Source organism: Pluralibacter gergoviae ATCC 33028 = NBRC 105706, from assembly GCF_001598855.1.
In the GTDB taxonomy this organism is placed as follows: Bacteria; Pseudomonadota; Gammaproteobacteria; order Enterobacterales; family Enterobacteriaceae; genus Pluralibacter; species Pluralibacter gergoviae.
This window is the reverse complement of record NZ_BCZS01000016.1, coordinates 83,832-100,803: the sequence shown is the minus strand read 5'-3', so window position 1 is coordinate 100,803 and position 16,972 is coordinate 83,832. Positions and strand designations below refer to the sequence as shown.

The 16,972-nt window shown below is 63.3% G+C and carries 18 protein-coding genes; 9 read left to right on the top strand and 9 right to left on the bottom strand.

What is annotated here, in order from left to right; all coding sequences use genetic code 11:
* Positions 1–11: 11 nt before the first annotated feature.
* The 5 genes from fnr to ENGE1_RS16510 form a co-directional block, all read right to left on the bottom strand.
* Positions 12–764 (bottom strand): fumarate/nitrate reduction transcriptional regulator Fnr, encoded by a 753-nt coding sequence (gene fnr / locus ENGE1_RS16530; RefSeq protein WP_043083762.1) that lies wholly within the window; start codon positions 762–764, stop codon positions 12–14.
* Positions 765–948: 184 nt separating this feature from the next.
* A complete protein-coding gene (ogt, locus tag ENGE1_RS16525) occupies positions 949–1,464 on the bottom strand; it encodes a methylated-DNA--[protein]-cysteine S-methyltransferase (RefSeq protein WP_048254227.1) in 516 nt (171 codons plus the stop codon).
* Positions 1,465–1,473: 9 nt separating this feature from the next.
* Entirely contained in the window at positions 1,474–3,000 is a 1,527-nt protein-coding gene (abgT, locus tag ENGE1_RS16520; protein WP_045290850.1) for a p-aminobenzoyl-glutamate transporter, read from the bottom strand.
* Positions 3,001–3,050: 50 nt separating this feature from the next.
* Entirely contained in the window at positions 3,051–4,496 is a 1,446-nt protein-coding gene (locus ENGE1_RS16515) for a M20 family metallopeptidase (RefSeq protein ID WP_048254228.1), read from the bottom strand.
* Positions 4,496–5,797 carry a M20 family metallo-hydrolase gene (locus ENGE1_RS16510; RefSeq protein WP_048254229.1) on the bottom strand — a complete coding sequence of 434 codons (1,302 nt, stop codon included), beginning with the start codon at positions 5,795–5,797 and terminating at the stop codon, positions 4,496–4,498. Before ENGE1_RS16510 ends, ENGE1_RS16515 begins: the two co-directional genes overlap by 1 nt.
* Before the next feature lie 166 nt (positions 5,798–5,963).
* Here ENGE1_RS16510 and ENGE1_RS16505 point away from each other — a divergent pair, with 166 nt between their 5' ends.
* Entirely contained in the window at positions 5,964–6,899 is a 936-nt protein-coding gene (locus tag ENGE1_RS16505; protein WP_048254231.1) for a LysR family transcriptional regulator, read from the top strand.
* 62 nt (positions 6,900–6,961) lie between these two features.
* Entirely contained in the window at positions 6,962–7,525 is a 564-nt protein-coding gene (smrA, locus tag ENGE1_RS16500; protein WP_048254232.1) for a DNA endonuclease SmrA, read from the top strand.
* Here the strand turns inward: smrA and ENGE1_RS16495 are convergent.
* Positions 7,522–8,328: an IclR family transcriptional regulator domain-containing protein gene (locus tag ENGE1_RS16495; RefSeq protein WP_048254234.1), complete on the bottom strand. Its 807-nt coding sequence runs from the start codon at positions 8,326–8,328 to the stop codon at positions 7,522–7,524. The two genes, smrA and ENGE1_RS16495, sit on opposite strands and share 4 nt — an antisense overlap.
* A gap of 194 nt (positions 8,329–8,522) precedes the next feature.
* Between ENGE1_RS16495 and ENGE1_RS16490 the strand changes: the two genes are divergently transcribed.
* Genes ENGE1_RS16490 through pcaC form a run of 6 tightly spaced genes read left to right on the top strand, consistent with a single transcriptional unit; the run spans position 8,523 to position 13,649 of the window.
* A complete protein-coding gene (locus ENGE1_RS16490) occupies positions 8,523–9,209 on the top strand; it encodes a 3-oxoacid CoA-transferase subunit A (protein ID WP_043083775.1) in 687 nt (228 codons plus the stop codon).
* Positions 9,210–9,220: 11 nt separating this feature from the next.
* On the top strand, positions 9,221–9,880 hold the full coding sequence (locus ENGE1_RS16485) for a 3-oxoacid CoA-transferase subunit B (RefSeq protein WP_043083777.1): 660 nt from the start codon (positions 9,221–9,223) through the stop codon (positions 9,878–9,880).
* 57 nt (positions 9,881–9,937) lie between these two features.
* Positions 9,938–11,140 carry a 3-oxoadipyl-CoA thiolase gene (gene pcaF / locus ENGE1_RS16480; RefSeq protein WP_048254235.1) on the top strand — a complete coding sequence of 401 codons (1,203 nt, stop codon included), beginning with the start codon at positions 9,938–9,940 and terminating at the stop codon, positions 11,138–11,140.
* An 18-nt stretch (positions 11,141–11,158) separates the two neighbouring features.
* Entirely contained in the window at positions 11,159–12,505 is a 1,347-nt protein-coding gene (locus tag ENGE1_RS16475; RefSeq protein ID WP_043083779.1) for a 3-carboxy-cis,cis-muconate cycloisomerase, read from the top strand.
* Positions 12,502–13,260: a 3-oxoadipate enol-lactonase gene (gene pcaD, locus ENGE1_RS16470; protein ID WP_048254237.1), complete on the top strand. Its 759-nt coding sequence runs from the start codon at positions 12,502–12,504 to the stop codon at positions 13,258–13,260. Before ENGE1_RS16475 ends, pcaD begins: the two co-directional genes overlap by 4 nt.
* A complete protein-coding gene (gene pcaC / locus ENGE1_RS16465) occupies positions 13,257–13,649 on the top strand; it encodes a 4-carboxymuconolactone decarboxylase (protein WP_043083782.1) in 393 nt (130 codons plus the stop codon). The genes pcaD and pcaC overlap by 4 nt, the downstream gene beginning before the upstream one ends.
* A 34-nt stretch (positions 13,650–13,683) precedes the next feature.
* Here pcaC and nudI read toward each other — a convergent pair whose 3' ends face one another.
* The 3 genes from nudI to ENGE1_RS16450 form a co-directional block, all read right to left on the bottom strand.
* The gene (nudI, locus tag ENGE1_RS16460) at positions 13,684–14,109 is read right to left on the bottom strand and encodes a nucleoside triphosphatase NudI (protein ID WP_043083784.1); all 426 of its coding nucleotides are present in this window, start codon (positions 14,107–14,109) and stop codon (positions 13,684–13,686) included.
* Between the two features lie 106 nt (positions 14,110–14,215).
* Positions 14,216–14,977 (bottom strand): SDR family oxidoreductase, encoded by a 762-nt coding sequence (locus tag ENGE1_RS16455; RefSeq protein ID WP_048254239.1) that lies wholly within the window; start codon positions 14,975–14,977, stop codon positions 14,216–14,218.
* A gap of 27 nt (positions 14,978–15,004) precedes the next feature.
* Entirely contained in the window at positions 15,005–15,778 is a 774-nt protein-coding gene (locus tag ENGE1_RS16450; RefSeq protein WP_048254240.1) for an SDR family oxidoreductase, read from the bottom strand.
* Between the two features lie 125 nt (positions 15,779–15,903).
* Here ENGE1_RS16450 and ENGE1_RS16445 point away from each other — a divergent pair, with 125 nt between their 5' ends.
* Positions 15,904–16,833: a LysR family transcriptional regulator gene (locus ENGE1_RS16445; RefSeq protein WP_048254242.1), complete on the top strand. Its 930-nt coding sequence runs from the start codon at positions 15,904–15,906 to the stop codon at positions 16,831–16,833.
* Positions 16,834–16,972 lie beyond the last annotated feature (139 nt).

Genomic DNA, 16,972 nt, shown 5'->3' with positions numbered 1-16,972 from the left:
CTGTAGCAGCATCAGGCGACGTTCTTAGCCTGACCTGCCAACTGGGCGAGAGTATCGCCGTTTTCAATCGTAATGTACTTACCCTTTACGGCCAGCATACCGCTTTTCTGGAAGCGGCCCAGCAGTCGGCTGATGGTTTCAACCGTCAGACCGAGGTAGTTACCGATATCGCCGCGGGTCATGGTCAGACGGAACTCGCGCGGCGAGAAACCGCGCTGGGCGAAGCGGCGGGAAAGATTATAGATAAACGCCGCCAGTCGCTCTTCGGCATTTTTCTTCGACAGCAGCAGGATCATGTCCTGATCGCCTTTGATCTCGCCGCTCATCAGGCGCATCATCTGCTGGCGCAGGTTAGGCATCTTGCCGGAGAGGTCGTCGAGGGTTTCAAACGGGATTTCGCAGACCATGGAGGTTTCCAGCGCCTGCGCGAAGCTCGGATGGTGGCCGGTGCCGATAGCATCGAAGCCCACCAGATCGCCGGCCAGGTGGAAGCCGGTGATCTGCTCGTCGCCCTGTTCAGTGATGGTATAGCTCTTGATAGTCCCGGAGCGGATCGCGTACAGGGATTTCAGTTCATCGCCTGCTTTAAAAAGGGTCTGTCCCTTCTGGATAGGCTTTTTACGCTCGATGATATTATCAAGCTGGTCAAGCTCGTGCTCGTTCAGGGTAAACGGGATGCAGAGTTGGCTGATGCTGCAATCCTGGCAGTGTATAGCACAGCCGCCAGACTGAATGCGTCGTATAATTCGCTTTTCCGGGATCATAGATATGCTCAGACCTTATATTGATATGGGTCAATTTTAACATCTTTTTGGTAAGTACGTAAGCCTCCGTAGCCGCAATGGCTTAATATTTGAATGAGAAAGGATTTTTATCCGCTATTCCATTGAAAAAAAGCATTTATTCCGCGTTGATTCTGCGTGCTGTTTAGCGCGGCCGGCCGACGGATCAGAGTAAAAAATAGCCCTCATGGCGCAGCAGCCACTCCTTGCGCTGCACGCCGCCCGCGTAGCCGGTAAGGGCGCCGCCGGCGCCGATTACCCGATGGCAGGGCACCACGATACTGATAGGATTCGCGCCGTTTGCTGCCCCCACCGCCCGCGCCGCGCCGGGACGGCCGAGCCGTACTGCCAGTTCGCCATAGTGCATGACCTGGCCGCAGGGAATGGTGCGCAGCGCCTGCCACACTTCGCGCTGAAACGGCGTGCCCGCCGTTTCGCCCGGCAGGCCGTCGATAATGCCAAGATCGCCGTCAAAATAGTCCCGCAGCTTATCGCTGAAGCCGCCGGGGTTGCCGGCCGCTCTGCGCCGGTAGCCTTCGGCGCGGTAGTGCAGATCCAGAAGCTGCTCCATCCGGGCGCTGTGCTCCTCCCATTCGACGGCGCGCAGTCGGAACTGCTCGTCGCACAGGATCCACAGCGGACCTACCGGGGTGTTAATTTTATCTTCAAGCAGCGTCAGCATATGCGTTCCTTAGTGCAGGCGGGGATAGATACCGGGTCCGATAGGGAGGCCCGCAAGATACCACACCACCAGCAGCAGCAGCCATACCACTAAAAAGATAAGCGGATAGGGTAAGACCAGCGAATAGTAGGTACCCAGCTTCGCCTCCGGTTTATAGCGCTGCAAGAAGCCGAGGAACAGCGGCACGAACGGCGATACCGGCGCCAGCGGCAGCACCGAGGAGTCGGCAATGCGGAACAGGATCTGGGCGAAGGCCGGGTGAAAACCCATCAGCATAAACATCGGCACGAAAATAGGCGCCAGAATCGACCAGATCGCCGACCCGCTAGCGATAAACATGCACAGCAGCGAGGAGAGCAGCGCCAGGCCAACGAACGCCGGGATGCCGCCGATGCCGGTCGTCTCCAGCAGATCCGTCAGGCCCACCGCCATAAACTTACCCATATGGCTCCAGTTGAACATCGCCACAAACTGCGCCAGCGGAAACACCATCACGATAAATCCGGCCATCTCCTTCATCGGTTCAATCATCAGCGGCGGCAGATCCGCCTGGGCGCGGATTTTGCCCGTAGCAATGCCGTAGGCGAGGGAGACCACAAACAGGAAAATGATGATCAGCGGCACGATGCCTTTAATAAAGGGCGAGGGCAGCACGGTGTGCCGGACAGGATCGCGCAGGATGCCGTTTTCCGGAACGACCATCAGCGCCACGGCGGCAATAAACAGCAGCGCCACGACGCCCGCCACCCGCAGGCCAAAACGCTGCTCGGGGGTGATAGCCTCCAGCTTTTCGTCCCGCTCTCCCTGCCAGACCCCGAGGCGCGGCTCGATCATCTTATCGGTGATCATCCCGCCGACCAGGGTCAGAACAATGACCGAGGTCGCCATAAAGTACCAGTTGTCGATCACGCTGACCTGAACCGCCGCGTCGATACTTTTTGCCGCCTCGGTGCTGATCCCGGAGAGCAGCACGTCGGTGGTGACGATCAGCAGGTTGGCGGTGAAGCCGCACGCCACCCCGGCAATCGCGGCCAGCAGTCCCGCCACCGGATGGCGCCCGACGGCAAGAAAAATCAGCGCGCCCATCGGCGGCATGATCACCAGCGCCGCATCGGAAGAGATGTGGCTGAAAAAGGCGATAAACAGCACCATATAGCTGGCGTAGCGGGCGCTGACGCAGGAGGCCATCTTCGCCATCAGCGTCGGCAGCAGGCCGACGCGCTCCGCAAGTCCGGCCCCGAGCACCAGGGCCAGAATGGCCCCCAGCGGCGCGAAGCCGCTGAAGTTTTTAATCACGTTAGGCAAAAACCAGTGCAGCCCTTCGACGCTCAGCAGATTCTTTACCGTCACCAGCGTGCCGTCGCTGGGGTTGGTGACGCTGACGTTAAAGGCCGACAGCACTGCCGTGGCGACCATCAGGACCGCAATCAGCCAGATAAACAGCAGAAAAGGGTGCGGGACCTTATTACCGATTTTTTCAACCCAGCCATACAGCTTACCGGTGGGGGAAGGCGACGGTATGGAAGACATACTCATGGGCGTTCCTCGTCATGTTCGTTGTGCGTGTTGTGTTTGTTTTATAATGTTTATTTTAAAGGTGACGGCGTCACGCCTTCCGGGATCGGACAGCGATAGGGCCGCTCGCGCAGCTGCTGCGCCAGCTCTTCCCGGCAGGCCTCCAGCAGCGTGGGATCGTCAAACAGGCGCAGGGCGGTGGCGGCCATGATTTTTGCCGCCAGCAGCATGCCTTTGTGGGCGATGGAGGTGCGCCCCTGGCTGACCAGCTGCCAGGTGTGCAGCGGCGTGCCGACGGTAAAGCAGGGGCTGAAGCACTGGGCCACCGGCGTTTTCCAACTGACGTCGCCGACGTCCGTCGAACCTGCCATCGCGCGATCGGTCGGCGCCCATGGCGCCACCTCATCGACCAGCAGGGTCTGCCGGTGGCGGCGGGCAAAGGCTTTTCCCTCTTCTCCGCCGGTGCGGGCGATATTCAGCAGGCTATTCTCCAGATCGCTGTCGCTGAGGGTGGCGCGGATGTCGGCGGCGAAGGCCCGCTCTTCGTCGCTCCACTCAGGCGTGCCGTAGTGGGTCATTGCGGCATACATGGCGCGCTCGAGGGTTCGGTTGGGCAGGTAGCTGGAGCAGGCTTTTTCAAAGCGGCAGCTGACGCGGGTTTCGGTCATCAGCGCCGCGCCCTGGGCGATTTTTTCGATGCGTTCATAAATGGCCTGCGCGTCGCGCATCTCCGGGGCGCGGATCAGATACAGCACTTCCGCCTGGGCCTGCACCACGTTGGGCGAGATGCCGCCGGTGTCGGTGATGGCGTAGTGAACCCGCGCCTGCTCGATGATGTGCTCGTTGAGGAAGTTGCTGCCGGTGGTCATCAGGGTCACCGCGTCCAGCGCGCTGCGCCCGAGGTGCGGTGAGTTGGCCGCGTGGGCGGCAACGCCGGTAAAGCGCCACGCCGCCTGAATGTTGGCGAGCGTGGAGGTGGTAAACATGCCGGCAAAGGCCTCCGGATGCCAGGTAACGGCGGCGTCCACATCGTCAAACAGCCCTTCGCGAACCATAAAGGTTTTCCCGGAGCCGCCTTCCTCGCCGGGACAGCCGTAGAAGCGCAGGGTGCCCGCGCCGCCGCGCTGCGCCAGCCACGCTTTCGCCGCGATAGCCGCTGCCACGCCGGCGGTGCCCAGCAGGTTATGGCCGCAGCCGTGGCCGTTGGCTCCCGGCGCTGCCGGTGCCGGCTCGGCGCAGCGGGCCCGCTGGCTCAGCCCCGCCAGCGCGTCGTACTCGCCCAGGACCGCAATCACCGGCCTGCCGTGGCCGACGCTTGCAATAAAGGCATTGGGGATGCCGCCGGCCTCGCGGACGACGCTGAAGCCCTCGACCTCCAGCGCCGACGCCAGCCGTTCGGCGGACCAGAACTCTTCGAAGCGGGTTTCCGGATGATCCCAGATTTCGTCGGCAATGGCGGTCAGATCCGGTCCGCGGGCCGAAATAACATCATCAACAAAGTGATAAATCGTCTCCATTATGGCTCTCCCGCGCTCAGCGCTATCCGGGTCAGCGTTTCCACGGCCGCGCTCAGCGTGGCCTCGTCAAAATCAAACTTCTCGTGGTGGTGGCCGGCGGCCAGTTCGGTGCCGAAGATCATGTAGGAGGCCTGGCCGCCCCCGGCCTGTACGCGGGCCATCATCAGGGTGGCGTCTTCGGAGCCGGCGGGCGCATCGACCGTCGCTATCGCCTCCGTGATGCCGGGCACCTGCGCCGCCAGCGTCTGCAGGCGGACAACCCACGCGGGCGAGGGCGAGCAGGCGGTGGCCGCCCCCATCATCTGCACCTCAACGCCGACGCCGTACATGGCCGCCGCGCCCTGAATCACCGCCTGCGCCCGGTCATAGACGTACTGGTTAACGGCTTCGGTCTCGCCGCGGGTTTCCACCTTCAGCAGCGCGGAGGACGGGACGACGTTGCGCCCGCTGCCCGCCTGCATGACGCCGACGTTGACCCTTGAGGCCCCCGCGCTGTGCGGGGCGATGGCGTGCAGGCCGAGGGCCGCCTGGGCGGCGGCGAGCAGGGCGTTACGCCCCTCTTCGGGATTGCCGCCGGCGTGGGCCGCCACGCCGGTAAAGCGGGCGTCAAATTTGCTGGTGGCCATAAAGTTGTCCGCGCCGCACACCGCGGTGCCCGCCGGGACGCCGGTGCCGAGATGAATCGCGGTAAAATAGTCCAGGCCGTCGAGCGCCCCGGCGGCGACCATCGCCCGCGCGCCGCGGGTGCCCTCTTCGGCAGGCTGAAAAATCAGCCTGACGGTGCCGCAGAGCCTGTCGCGGTAGTGCATCAGCGCCGTTGCCAGGCCGAGGCCGATGGCGGTATGGCCGTCGTGGCCGCAGGCGTGCATCATGCCGCCGTTGCAGGAGGCAAATCCTTCGCGGAACGGGCGATGGCTCTCTTCGCGGTCCTCTTCCAGGTCAAGGGCGTCCATATCGACGCGAAAGCCCAGCGTCGGTCCGGGCCTGCCGGTGCGCAGGGTGGCGACGATCCCGGTGAAACCGCCCTCAAAGGCCGGCAGCCAGCGTTCCGGCGCGCCCTGCTGGCGCGCGCGCTGATAAGCCGCCGCCAGCGTCTGCGCATTGGGCAGGCCCATCCGGCTATCGGCGTCAACCACGTCGCGGCCAACGGCCAGCTCATAGCCCAGTCCGTCAAGAATGTCGGCAACCTTGGCCGCGGTGCGGAACTCCTGCCAGCCGGATTCGGCGTAGCGGTGAAAGTCGCGGCGCCAGGCGCGCAGGTCGGGGGCGAGGGTAGCGATATATTCAGTCAGCGAGTGCATGGCATATCCTGTCATCAGAAAAAAGTGTGACTTGATTCACGGTGTTATAGCTATTGCTTATCAGTAATAACTTTTTAACGTCCTGAGGATTAACCTGCCACATCCCACCGTATTACAGTAGATGCCATTTTCTTACGTCTGATAAACAGCGGTTATCGGAGCAGGCATGGCTTTTCAGATTAAAATTCACCAGATCCGCGCCTTCGTGGAGGTCGCCCGCCAGGGCAGCATTCGCGGCGCCAGCCGCGTGCTGCAGCTGTCGCAGCCGGCGTTAACCAAAGCGATTAAGGAGCTGGAGGAGGGCATGGCGGCGCAGCTGTTTATGCGCCGCAGCAAGGGCGTGACGCTGACCGAATGCGGAGAGAGCTTTTTTCAACATGCGAGCCTGGTTCTGGAGGAGCTGCGCACCGCCCAGGAGGAGATCCAGCAGCGCCTGGGGCGTCACGCCGGGCAGATCAGCATCGGCATGGGCGCCAGCGTCTCCCACAGCCTGATGCCGCCGGTGATCGCCCGCTTTCGCCAGCAGCATCCGCTGGTGAAGGTCAGGATCATGGAGGGGCAGCTGGTGTCGATGATTGGCGAACTGCGGCAGGGCGAGCTGGACTTCACCATCAACACCTACTATCGCGGCGCCTACGATCACGAGCTGGCCTTCGAGAAGCTGTTTGAAAAACGCTTTGCCGTTTTCTGCCGCATCGGCCATCCGGCGCAGGCGGCGCGTTCGATAGACGACCTGCTGCGCTACAGCTGGACCATGCCGACGCCCAGGGGCAGCTACTATAAGCAGCTGGAGGAGATGTTTGCCCACCGCGCGCAGGCCCCCGATATCGGCGTCGTGTGTGAAACCTTTTCGTCCTGCATCAGCCTCGTGGCCCAGAGCGATTTTCTCAGTATTTTGCCGGAGGAGCTCGGCACCAGAGCGCTGATAAGCCACCGGCTGGCGATGATCCCGGTGGCGGAGGCGCTGCCGACGGCGGCCTATTACCTGATACAGCGCCGCGACGCCCAGCAGACGCCGGTGGCGGCGACCCTGATTAATCTGTTTCGCCGCCAGAGCCGGACGCTGCTGCGCCCGGACTCACTCATCGTCAAAACGCGTTGAGCCGCGGGCGCCGCGCGGCTATAGTGCCTTTTCAGCCGTCGCAGCACCCGGAGGAGACGTTCATGCACCCTGACGACCAATCGCTTTTTCTTGACGCCATGGAGGATGTCCGGCCCCTGAAGCACGGCGGTGAAACCCGCTGGCAGCCGCAGCGCAACCGCCGCGCCCCGCAGAAAATTGACACCCTGCAGCTCGATAACTTCCTCACCACCGGCTTTCTGGAGGTGGTGCCTCTCGACGTTCAGCTTGAATTTAAGCGCGAAGGGCTGCAGAGCGGCGTGCTGGACAAGCTCAGGCAGGGGAAGTACAGCCAGCAGGCGAGCCTCAATCTGCTGCGCCAGCCGGTAGAGCAGTGCCGGCAGATGCTGTTCGCGTTCATCCATCAGGCGATGAAGGACGGCCTGCGCAACGTGCTGATTATCCACGGCAAGGGCAAAGAGGAGGGCTCCCACGCGAATATTGTGCGCAGCTACCTTGCCCGCTGGCTCGGCGAATTTGAGGAGGTGCAGGCCTTCTGCTGCGCGCTGCCGCACCACGGCGGCAGCGGCGCCTGCTACGTGGCGCTGAAAAAATCCGCCGAGGCCAAGCGCGACACCTGGGAGCGCCACGCCAAGCGCAGCCGCTAGCGCAGCAGCAGCGCCAGCTCGTGCTGCGCCTTTTGCAGCTCGGGCAGCACCCGGTCGAGCATTTCGCCGGTGGACACCTGGGCGGCGTGAACGCCGACGTTCAGCGCCGCCACCGCGTGGCCCTGGGCATTAAACAGCGGCACCGCCAGCGATCGCAGCCCCATTTCCAGCTCCTGATCGTTCAGGGCGTAGCCCTGCTCGCGCACCGTCTTCAGCAGGGCGCGCAGCTTGCTCACCGAATCCACCGTCTGCGGCGTATAGCGGATCATCGTCACCCGTCCCAGCATATCGTTCAGCTTCTCCTCCGGCTGATGGCTCAGCAGCACGCGGCCCATTGAGGTTGCCCAGGCGGGCAGGCGGCTGCCGATATCCAGATCGATAGTCATGATCCGCGAACTGGAGGCGCGGGCGATGTAGAGAATGTCGTCGCCGTCGAGGGTGGCGATGGAGCACGACTCGTTAAGCATCTCGCTCAGGTGCCTGAGCACCGGCTGCGCCGAGCGGGCCAGCGGCGTTGAGGCGAGCCAGGCGTGGCCCAGGGAGAGCACCCGCGGGCGCAGCTGAAAATTCTTGCCGTCTTCCGCGTAAACGAACCCCAGCTTGCCGAGCGTGTAGAGGCAGCGGCGCACCGCCGCGCGCGGAATGCCCGTCTTCTGGCTGATTTGCGAAATCGACAGCAGCGGCCGCTGCGGGGTAAAGGCCTGCAGCACCTCCAGCCCGCGCGCCAGCGAAGCCATAAAGTTCGGATCTCCCTTAAACGGATCGGCGTCGCTGCTCAGAACATCGTCGGGATGGCGGGTCATGTTCACCTCTGTATTTGTCGTTGATCACATTCTGGAAACAAAGATACAGCATGTTCGATTATCGCACCATATTTCGATTATCGCCCTTGACCGACATTGGATGGCAGGTCACATTTTCAGCCAATAAAGAACAAAACCCTTTAGCGAACAGCGAATAAATAAAGTGCGATAACCGCACGGTAAGGAGCAACCTGATGATCGATAAAAGCGTGCAGACGCTGGAGCAGGCCGTCGCCGGGATCCCCGACGGCGCCACCATTATGATCGGCGGCTTTGGCCCCGCCGGACAGCCCACCTACCTGATCGATGCCCTGATAGCCCAGGGGGCCCGGGACCTGACCATCATTAACAACAACGCCGGCAACGGCGAAGTGGGGCTGGCCGCGCTGCTCAAGGCCGGGCGGGTACGCAAGATGATTTGCTCCTTCCCGCGCCAGGTCGATTCACAGATTTTTGACGATCTCTATCGCCGGGGCGAAGTCGAGCTGGAGCTGGTGCCGCAGGGCAACCTGGCCTGCCGCATTCAGGCCGCCGGCTCCGGGCTGGGCGCGGTGTTTACCCCAACCGGCTACGGCACCGTGCTGGCCGAAGGCAAAGAGGTGCGCGAAATTGACGGCCGCCACTACGTGCTGGAGTATCCCATTCGCGCCGACTACGCACTGATCAAAGCCCACCGCGGCGACCGCTGGGGCAACCTGGTGTACCGCAAGGCGGCCCGCAATTTTGGCCCCATCATGGCGATGGCGGCGACGGTGACCGTGGCCGAAGTCTCCGAACTGGTGCCGCTGGGCGACCTCGATCCGGAAGCGGTGGTAACGCCGGGCATCTTTGTCCAGCGCCTCTTCTCCCTGCAAAACCTGACTGCCGCCCAGAGCGCCTGAGGACGATAACCATGCAAAAGCTTACCCGCGATGAAATGGCGAAACGCGTCGCCCAGGATATCCCCGAGGGCGCCTACGTTAACCTCGGCATTGGCCTGCCGACCCGCATTGCCAACTACCTGCCCGCCGATAAAGAGGTGTTTCTGCACAGCGAAAACGGCCTGCTCGGCATGGGACCGAAGCCGCAGCCCGGCGATGAAGACCCGGAGCTGATTAACGCCGGTAAAGAGCTGGTGACCCTGCTGCCCGGCGGCTGCTTCTTCCACCACGGCGACTCCTTCGCCATGATGCGCGGCGGCCACCTCGATATCTGCGTGCTGGGCGCCTATCAGGTCTCCGCCAGCGGCGATCTCGCCAACTGGAGCACCGGCGCGCCGGATTCCATTCCGGCGGTCGGCGGGGCAATGGATCTGGCCATTGGCGCCAGGGACGTATTCGTGATGATGGATCACCTGACCCGCGACGGTCAGAGCAAGCTGGTGGAGCACTGTACCTATCCGCTGACCGGCGTCGGCTGCGTCAGCCGCATCTATACCGACCTGGCGGTGATCGATATCACCGACAGCGGCCCGGTGGTGCGCGAAATGGTTGACGGCCTCACCTTTGAAGAGCTGCAGCGCATCACGCCCGTGGCGCTGCGCCTGCGCGAACCGGCGGCTAACGCTCTGTAACCCTCTTCACCCGGGCGCGCGCAGCGCCGCCCGGCGATGTCACTTTAAGGAACACTTATGACTCAGGCATTTATCTGCGATGCGGTCCGCACGCCCTTCGGCCGCTTCGGCGGTACGCTCTCAACCGTTCGCGCCGACGATCTGGCCGCGCTGCCGCTTAAAGCGCTGCTGGCGCGCAATCCCGGGCTGGATCCGGCTTTTATTGACGATGTGATTTACGGCTGCGCCAACCAGGCCGGAGAGGACAACCGCAACGTCGCCCGCATGGCCCTGCTGCTGGCCGGGCTGCCGGAGACGGTGCCGGGCAGTACCGTTAACCGCCTGTGCGGCTCCAGCCTCGACGCTATCGGCGTGGCGGCGCGGGCGATTAAGAGCGGCGAAACGCAGCTGATGATCGCCGGCGGCGTTGAGAGCATGTCCCGGGCCCCCTTCGTGATGGGCAAGGCGGAGAGCGCCTTCAGCCGCAGCATGAAGATGGAAGACACCACCATCGGCTGGCGCTTTATCAACCCGCTGATGAAGACGCTGTACGGCGTTGATTCGATGCCGGAAACGGCGGAAAACGTCGCCGACGAATTTAACATCTCCCGCGCCGATCAGGACGCCTTCGCCCTGCGCAGCCAGCAGCGCACCGCCCGCGCCCAGGAGCAGGGCGCGTTTGACGACGAGCTGATCGCCGTGTCCGTCCCGCAGCGCAAGGGCGAGCCGCTCAATTTCACCCGCGACGAGCATCCGCGCAGCACATCTGCTGAGGCGCTGGCTAAACTGAAAGGGGTGGTGCGCGCCGACGGCAGCGTGACGGCGGGCAACGCCTCCGGCGTCAACGACGGCGCCTGCGCGCTGCTGCTGGCCGGCGAACGGGCGCTGCGCGAGCACGATCTGCAGCCGCTGGTGCGGGTGGTCGGGATTGCCACCGCCGGGGTGGCGCCGCGCATTATGGGCTTCGGGCCGTCGCCCGCGGTGCGTAAAGTGCTGGCCCAGACCGGATTAACGCTGGACCAGATGGACGTCATCGAGTTGAATGAAGCCTTCGCCGCCCAGGCGCTGGCGGTCACCCGCAGCCTGGGCCTGCCGGACGATGCGGCGCACGTTAACCCTAACGGCGGGGCGATCGCGCTGGGGCATCCTCTCGGGGCATCCGGCGGCCGGCTGGCGATGACGGCGGCCTATCAGCTGCGGCGCACCGGCGGCCGCTACGCCCTGTGCACCATGTGCATCGGCGTCGGCCAGGGGATCGCGCTGATCATTGAACGGGTATAACGGACAGAAGGAAGGGGCATGGATCTATTGACGCCGCTGGCGCGCGGCAGCGCGCTGGCGGAGATATTCAGCGATGCGCGGACGGTGCAGGGGATGCTCGACTTCGAGGCCGCCCTGGCCCGCGCCGAGGCGCAGGCCGGCGTCATTCCTGCGGCGGCGGTGCCCGCTATTGAAGCGGCCTGCAGCGCCGGGCAGATTGATTTTGCCGCGCTGGCGCAGGCCGCCGCCGGGGCCGGCAACCTTGCGATTCCGCTGGTCAGGCAGCTGACGGCAGCCGTTAAGGCGGCTGACGGCGACGCGGCGCGCTACGTCCACTGGGGCGCCACCAGTCAGGACGCCATCGACACCGGCTTTGTCCTGCAGCTGCGCAACGCCCTCGACTGGACGCAGGGGCAGCTGGACGCCCTGCTGGCGGCGCTGGCGCGGCAGGCGGCTAGCTATCAGGATACCGCAATGCCGGGCCGCACCTGGATGCAGCACGCGCTGCCGGTCACCTTCGGCCTTAAGCTGGCGGGCACCCTCGACGCGCTGCTGCGCTGGCGGCAGCGGCTCGACGCCGTGCGCGCAGGGGCGCTGACCCTGCAGTTCGGCGGCGCGGCGGGTACCCTGGCATCGCTGGGGGATGACGCGCAGGCCGTCGCGGCGCAGCTGGCCCGCGAACTGGATCTTGCCGGGGCGGATACGCCCTGGCACAGCCAGCGCGACCGGCTGCTGGAGGTCGGACACTGGTACGCCGGGGTCTGCGGCACGCTGGGCAAATTCGCCGGCGATTTCGCCCTGCTGATGCAGACCGAAGTGGCGGAAGTGGGCGAGCCGGTGGCGGAAGGGCGCGGCGGTTCGTCGGCCATGCCCCACAAGCGCAACCCGGTGGGCTGCGCGGCAATCCTCACCGCCGCCCAGCGCACGCCGGGGCTGATGGCGACCCTCTACGGCGGCCAGGTCCAGCAGCACGAGCGGGCGCTCGGCGGCTGGCAGGCGGAGTGGGAAGTGCTGCCCGAGCTGCTGATGCTCACCGGCGGCGCGCTGGTGCAGACCACGCAGCTGGTGCAGGGGATGCGGGTCGATAGCGACAAGATGCGCGCCGATCTCGACATTACCCACGGCCTGATCATGGCCGAGTCCGCGACCCTGGCCCTGGCGGCGCACATTGGCAAACAGGCGGCGCATCACCATATCGAAGCCCTTTGCCACCGGGCGCTCGACGAGAAACGCCCGCTGCTCGCCCTGCTGACGGCCGATCCGCAGATGAGTGCCCACTTCAGCGAACAACAGCTTACGCAGCTGCTGGACCCCGCCCGGGGCACCGGCAGCGCCAACCGTTTTGTGCGTCAGGTCCTGGCGCGCTATAAGGAGCAACACGCATGACGATTCACTATCAGCTTGATGGCCCCGAAGAGGCACCGGTGGTGGTTCTCTCTAACTCGATGGGCACCACCACCGCGCTGTGGCAGCCGCAGCTGGCGGCGCTGACCGCGCGCTTTCGCGTGCTGCGCTACGATACCCACGGCCACGGACAGACCGCGAAGCGCGGGAAAGTCACCCTCGCCCAGCTCGGCGAAGACGTGGTTGAGCTGCTCGATAGCCTGAATATCGACAAAGCCTTTTTCTGCGGCATTTCGGTCGGCGGCCTGACCGGCCTGTGGCTGGCGCGCTTTGCCCCGGAGCGCTTTCACGCTCTGGCCGTGGCCAACACCGCCGCCAAAATCGGCGAACAGTCGGCCTGGCTCTCCCGCGCCCGCGCGGTGCGGGAGGAGGGGCTCGGCGTGGTGGCGGCAGGCACCGCCGACCGCTGGTTTACCCCCGAGTTTCGCCAGCACGCGCCGGAGGTGGTCGAGCCGCTGATCCACACGCTGGCGCAGCAGGATCCGGAAGGCTACGCCGAGTGCTGCGAGGCGCTGGCCGGGGCCGACCTGCGGGCGGAAGTGGCCGCCATCAGCGCGCCGGTGCTGATTATCGCCGGCGAGCACGATCCGGTTACCACCGTGGCCGACGCCGATTTCCTGCATCAGCAGATCGCGGGCAGCAGGCGGGTGGTGTTACCCGCCTCGCACCTGTCCAACGTCGAAGCGCCGGAAGCCTTTAGCGCGGCGCTGGTGGATTTTTTTGGAGAAAAAGCATGACCGACGAAGAGCGCTATAAACAGGGCATTGCGGTGCGCCGCAAGGTGCTGGGCGACGCCCACGTTGACCGCAGCCTGCAGGGGCTGAGCCCGCTGAATGAGGAGTTCCAGAACTTTATTTCCCGCTACGCCTGGGGAGAAACCTGGACGCGGCCGGGGCTTAATCACCACACCCGCAGCATGATCACCATCGCCATGCTCATCGCCCTCAACCGCGAGGCGGAGCTGAAAATGCACCTGCGGGCGGCCTTCAACAACGGCGTCACCCGCGACGAGCTGAAGGAGCTGATTATGCACTCCGCGCTCTACTGCGGGCTGCCCGCTGCCAACGCCACCATGCACCTGGCTCAGCAGGTATTTGATGAGATGGACGCGGCGGGGAGCGAGTAGGGGAGATCCCCGGCCTTAACGCCGGGGATAGCTGTTAAATAAGCCCTTTTTGGATAAACGTGATCCGGGTGGCCTCATTCAAATCTAGGCTTTTTATCATTTCCGGCTTCACCCAGATAATCTCCTGAAACTCCTCGTTAAACGTGATATCCCGATTGGCGCTAAGACAATCAAAAATGAGGTAAATCATATAAATATCTTCGCTGGAGCCATCCGGATAGGTTTTGGTCCGGGTATCATCGCGAAAGGCCCACGGCTTGATATCGGTAATCAGTAACTTATCGCCTAACTCCTCCATAATTTCGCGCCTGAGCGCCGCCTCCATCGTTTCACCAGGCTCCATTCCACCGCCGGGCAAGGCCCACTGGCCGGGGAAAACCCCGCGGTCGGCGGCCATTTTACAGAGAAGAAATTCACCGTCATTTTGTATGACGGGACATACGATGGTTCTCTGGCGCATGCTATCTCCTTAGCAATGTGATTTTCTTCAATATTATATGCGCATAAGCGGAGGGAATTTTGCTACATAACGCTCAGGCCGGGCAGGACGCCCGGCCCGACCACGCTCAGTGGCTAACCTTCGCCACAAACGCGTTAAGCTTCTCCAGCGTATCAATGAAGCGGCCCTCCGCTTCGGCAAAGCGCAGGAAGCCGACCTGCTTGACCAGGATCTCTTTCGGCGTCGGCTGCTGCGCCAGCAGATCCATTACCTCATCGGTAAACGCGGCGAGCGGCATATAGCCTTCGCGCGTCTCCTGGCCGGGCGTCAGCCCGGTCTGCACGGCGGGGGGCGCCAGTTCAATCACTTCCACTTTGCCCTTCAGCACCTCCCGTAGCGAGACGGTGTAGGAGTGGATCGCCGCTTTGGTGGCGTTGTAGGTCGGGGTGGTGACCAGCGGCACGAATGCCAGGCCGGAGGTGACGTTGATGATGGCGGGATTCGCCTGCGCCGACAGGTGATCGACCAGCGCGTCGGTCATGCGGATCGGTCCCAGCAGGTTGGTGGTAATGGTCTCTTCGGCATCCGTCAGATCCCGGGCGCTGTCCGGCGACTCAAAGCGCATAATGCCCGCGTTGTTCACCAGCACGTTGAGCGTCGGATGCGCTGCCAGCAGACGGGCGGCGAAGTCGGCGATGCCCTCAGGACTGCTGATGTCCAGCGTCAGCGCGTGCATATTTTCCCGACCGGCAATCGATGCCTCCAGCGCCTCCAGCCGGCGCCCGGCGATAATCACCGTGTTACCAAGGTCGTGCAGGCGGTGGGCCAGGGCTTCACCGATGCCGGAGCCGCCGCCGGTAATGAGAATCGTATTGCCGGTCATCTTCACAATGATGTTCCTCTCTGGTGTGTGGGCCTACTTCGTCGTGTAGCCGCCGTTAATCAGTATCGTCTGACCGGTCATCCACCAGCCTTCGCTGACCAGAAAGCGCACCCACGGTACGATATCTTCAATGTCGGTCAGGCCGGTTTTGCTGAACGGCGACAGGGCGGCGGCCGTTTTATGGTAGGCCACCGCGTCGGCGCCCTCCGCCGGATAGAAGAATGGCGTATCCATCGGGCCGGGACCAATCGCCGTGACCGAAATGCCGCGCTCGCCCAGCTCTTTTGAGGCGGCGCGGGTAAAGTGCTCTACCGGCGCCTTCATGCCCGCATAGGCGGCGTAAAACGGCGTATAGGCCCCGAGCAGGGAGGTGACCAGCGTACAGATCTTGCCGTTATCGCGCACCTGCTTTCCGGCTTCTTTCAGAAAGAAGAACGCCGATTTGGCATTCACGGCGCTCATCTCATCGAACTCTGCTTCCGTAATGTCCGCCATCGGTTTTTTGAGCACTTTCCCCACGGTGTTGATGGCGATATCCGGCTGGCCAAAGGCGGCAACCGCATCGGCGAACAGCTTTTCCATGGCCGCGGCCGAGGTGAGGTCAGCCTGGAAAGCGGCGGCTTCGGCGCCGGCGGCCTTCACCGCGGCGACGGTCTCTTCCGCCTCTTTGCGGCTGGCGTCGCTGTTGTAGTGAATGGCAATGGCGCGGGCGCCCTGTTGCGCAAAGTCGCGGGCAATCAGGCCGCCGAGGTTTTTAGCGCCGCCGGCAATAAGGACGGTTTTACCGTTAATGGTGCGATGGGACATGGTGCAGCTCCTGTCTTATTAATGTGCCGGGTTATTCCGGTAATAAGCAGCTTACTTCCAGCAGATAATGTATAAAGAGGGTTAAACTGCATACACTATTCAGAATTAGCGAATAATGAGGCGCTATGGACACCATTGAGCTGTTTCGGATCTTTCTCCGCGTCGCCGAGAACGGCAGCTTTGTGCGCACCGCTGAGGCGATGAACCGCCCGGTGTCGACCATTTCGGCGGCCGTTCGCCAGCTGGAAACGCGGCTCGATACCCGCCTGCTGCACCGCACCACCCGCAGCGTATCGCTGACCTCCGACGGCAGCGCGTTTTACGCCCGCTGCCGGGCCGTGGTGCAGGACGTCGAGGAGGCGGTGAACCTGTTTCGCTATGACGGCGAACAGGTGGCGGGCACCATTCGCGTGGACGTGCCGGGGCGTATCGGGCGGCTGATTGTGGCGCCCGCGCTGCCGGACTTTTTTGCCCTTCACCCGCAGATCCGCATTGAGCTTGGCGTCACCGACCGCAGCGTCAATCTGGCCGAAGAGGGCACCGACTGCGCGCTGCGCGTCGGCGAGCTGAGCGACTCCGGCATGGTGGCGCGGCGGATCGGTATGATGAAGCTGATTAACATCGCCTCGGCAGAATACCTGGCGGCGCACGGCGAACCGGACTCTCCGCAGCAGCTGACCGGGCATTTTGCGGTAGGCTACGCCTCACCGACCTCCGGGCGCCGCGCGCGCTGGGAGTGGGAGGCGAACGGAGAAACCCTGAGCTGCGACGTGGATCACCGGCTCAGCGTTAACAGCGCCGAGGCCTATATTGCCGCCTGTGCGGCGGGACTGGGCCTGATTCAGATCCCGGCGTATGACGTGCAGGATCTGCTGGCCGACGGCACTCTGCGGGAGGTGATGCCCGACTTTCTGCCGAACGCGCTGCCGGTGAATCTGCTCTATCCGCACCGGCGGCACCTCTCCCGGCCCCTGCAGCTGTTTATGGCGTGGCTGGAACCGCTGCTGGTGGAGAGAATGGGGCTGGTTCAGGAAGTGAGGAGGAGTGCGGAGTAGGCAGATACCCGTCCAGACTGATAATTCGCGTGCCGTAAAATAAACCTGTTTCAGGGATAAATTGTTTATCTCTTTTTGCTATTTCGTTATAAGTTTTTTGTTCGGCCTCTACGAAGGCTGAAACAAAAACACAACATCG

Coding starts and splice junctions, on each gene's coding strand:
- fnr (WP_043083762.1), bottom strand. CDS start 764: ATGATCCCGGAAAAGCGAATTATACGACGCATTCAGTCTGGCGGCTGT.
- ogt (WP_048254227.1), bottom strand. CDS start 1,464: ATGCTGACGCTGCTTGAAGATAAAATTAACACCCCGGTAGGTCCGCTG.
- abgT (WP_045290850.1), bottom strand. CDS start 3,000: ATGAGTATGTCTTCCATACCGTCGCCTTCCCCCACCGGTAAGCTGTAT.
- ENGE1_RS16515 (WP_048254228.1), bottom strand. CDS start 4,496: ATGGAGACGATTTATCACTTTGTTGATGATGTTATTTCGGCCCGCGGA.
- ENGE1_RS16510 (WP_048254229.1), bottom strand. CDS start 5,797: ATGCACTCGCTGACTGAATATATCGCTACCCTCGCCCCCGACCTGCGC.
- ENGE1_RS16505 (WP_048254231.1), top strand. CDS start 5,964: ATGGCTTTTCAGATTAAAATTCACCAGATCCGCGCCTTCGTGGAGGTC.
- smrA (WP_048254232.1), top strand. CDS start 6,962: ATGCACCCTGACGACCAATCGCTTTTTCTTGACGCCATGGAGGATGTC.
- ENGE1_RS16495 (WP_048254234.1), bottom strand. CDS start 8,328: ATGACCCGCCATCCCGACGATGTTCTGAGCAGCGACGCCGATCCGTTT.
- ENGE1_RS16490 (WP_043083775.1), top strand. CDS start 8,523: ATGATCGATAAAAGCGTGCAGACGCTGGAGCAGGCCGTCGCCGGGATC.
- ENGE1_RS16485 (WP_043083777.1), top strand. CDS start 9,221: ATGCAAAAGCTTACCCGCGATGAAATGGCGAAACGCGTCGCCCAGGAT.
- pcaF (WP_048254235.1), top strand. CDS start 9,938: ATGACTCAGGCATTTATCTGCGATGCGGTCCGCACGCCCTTCGGCCGC.
- ENGE1_RS16475 (WP_043083779.1), top strand. CDS start 11,159: ATGGATCTATTGACGCCGCTGGCGCGCGGCAGCGCGCTGGCGGAGATA.
- pcaD (WP_048254237.1), top strand. CDS start 12,502: ATGACGATTCACTATCAGCTTGATGGCCCCGAAGAGGCACCGGTGGTG.
- pcaC (WP_043083782.1), top strand. CDS start 13,257: ATGACCGACGAAGAGCGCTATAAACAGGGCATTGCGGTGCGCCGCAAG.
- nudI (WP_043083784.1), bottom strand. CDS start 14,109: ATGCGCCAGAGAACCATCGTATGTCCCGTCATACAAAATGACGGTGAA.
- ENGE1_RS16450 (WP_048254240.1), bottom strand. CDS start 15,778: ATGTCCCATCGCACCATTAACGGTAAAACCGTCCTTATTGCCGGCGGC.
- ENGE1_RS16445 (WP_048254242.1), top strand. CDS start 15,904: ATGGACACCATTGAGCTGTTTCGGATCTTTCTCCGCGTCGCCGAGAAC.